At 71.9% G+C, this 1709-nt stretch carries 1 protein-coding gene, 1 tRNA gene and 1 other RNA gene; 2 read left to right on the top strand and 1 reads right to left on the bottom strand.

The genetic code is table 11. The features are described 5' to 3' along the window. Positions 1-32: 32 nt before the first annotated feature. Positions 33-117: transfer RNA gene (locus ACFU7Y_RS43715), tRNA-Ser, on the bottom strand. A 111-nt stretch (positions 118-228) separates the two neighbouring features. On the opposite strand from ACFU7Y_RS43715, the gene ffs reads away from it, so the two are divergent. Continuing rightward, an RNA gene (gene ffs, locus ACFU7Y_RS43710) (signal recognition particle sRNA small type) lies at positions 229-319 on the top strand. Positions 320-389: 70 nt separating this feature from the next. Further along, positions 390-1709, top strand: a 1320-nt coding sequence (locus tag ACFU7Y_RS43705; protein WP_380772018.1) for a DNA polymerase III subunit gamma and tau, incomplete at its 3' end; no start/stop codon positions are given.

The following is a 1709-nucleotide window of genomic DNA, read 5'->3' as shown; positions in this document are numbered from 1 at the left end:
GCTTCGCAGCGGTCCGGGCCTTCGATCAAAGGCGGAGGATACGAGATTCGAACTCGTGAGGGATTGCTCCCAACACGCTTTCCAAGCGTGCGCCCTAGGCCTCTAGGCGAATCCTCCGAGGGAGAGCTTAGTACATGTTTCGGGGTGGTCGCGACCACCTATCCCGCAGGCGGGAGGGTGGGGGTGGCCTGTGGATCGTCGGGGCCGGGATCCGGTAGTGTGGGGGTCAGCCCCTCGTGTGGCGTCATCTCTCTGAACCCCCCCAGGGCCGGAAGGCAGCAAGGGTAGGAGGGCTCTGGCGGGTGCACGAGGGGTCTTTGCGTTCCCGGGGCCCTGGCCGGGGGTGAGGGGCGACGCGTTTGTCGGTCCGTCCCGATATCGTCGGTGGTGTGTCCCTAGCCCTGTACCGCCGCTACCGCCCCGAGACCTTCGCGGAGGTCATCGGGCAGGAGCACGTGACCGCTCCGCTCCAGCAGGCCCTGCGCAACAACAGGGTCAACCACGCGTACCTGTTCAGCGGGCCGCGCGGCTGTGGCAAGACGACGAGCGCGCGCATCCTGGCCCGTTGCCTCAACTGTGAGCAGGGGCCGACGCCGACGCCCTGCGGGGAGTGCCAGTCCTGCCGGGACCTCGCGACCGGCGGGCCCGGGTCGATCGACGTGATCGAGATCGACGCCGCCTCGCACGGTGGTGTGGACGACGCGCGCGAGCTGCGCGAGCGGGCGTTCTTCGCGCCGGTGCACAGCCGGTACAAGATCTTCATCCTGGACGAGGCGCACATGGTGACCTCGGCCGGCTTCAACGCGCTGCTCAAGGTGGTCGAGGAGCCTCCGGAGCACCTCAAGTTCATCTTCGCGACCACCGAGCCGGAGAAGGTGATCGGGACGATCCGGTCCCGGACGCACCACTACCCGTTCCGGCTGGTCCCGCCCGGCACGCTGCGCGACTACCTGGCGGAGGTGTGCGGCCGGGAGGGCATCCAGGTCGAGGACGCCGTGTTCCCGCTGGTGGTGCGGGCGGGTGCCGGGTCGGTGCGTGACTCGATGTCGGTCATGGACCAGCTGCTGGCCGGGGCCGACGAGGGCGGCGTCACGTACCAGATGGCCACGGCGCTGCTCGGGTACACCGACTCCGCGCTGCTGGACGAGGTGGTGGATGCCTTCGCCGCGCACGACGGGGCGACGGTGTTCCAGGTGATCGACCGGGTGGTCGAGGGCGGGCACGACCCGCGCCGTTTCGTCACCGACCTGCTGGAGCGGCTGCGCGACCTGGTGATCCTGGCCACCGTGCCGGACGCGGGGGAGAAGGGGCTGATCGACGCCCCGGCCGACCGGGTCGCGGTGATGCAGGCGCAGGCGGACGCGTTCGGCGCGGCCGAGCTGAGCCGGGCCGCCGACCTCGTCAACACCGGGCTGACCGAGATGCGCGGCAACGCGGCGCCGCGGCTGCAGCTGGAGCTGATCTGCGCCCGGGTGATGCTGCCGGGCGCCTACAGCGACGAGCTGTCGTTGCAGGCACGGCTGGACAAGCTGGAGCGGCGGGCGGCGGCGGGCGGGTTCGCCGCGCCGATGGCGGCCCCCGTGGGCATGCCGGTGGCGGCCCCCCCGATGGCGGTCGCGCCGGTGGCCGAGGCTCCGGTCGCGCCCGCGCCGGCGCCCGTCCAGGCCGCGCCTGCGGTGCCGCCCGTGGCCGCGCAGCCCGTGCAGGCC

Origin of the sequence: Kitasatospora sp. NPDC057542, assembly GCF_042801945.1 — a bacterium.
Taxonomy (GTDB): Bacteria; Actinomycetota; Actinomycetes; order Streptomycetales; family Streptomycetaceae; genus Kitasatospora.
The sequence above is the reverse complement of the archived record's forward strand: the minus strand, read 5'-3'. Positions and strand labels throughout refer to the sequence as shown.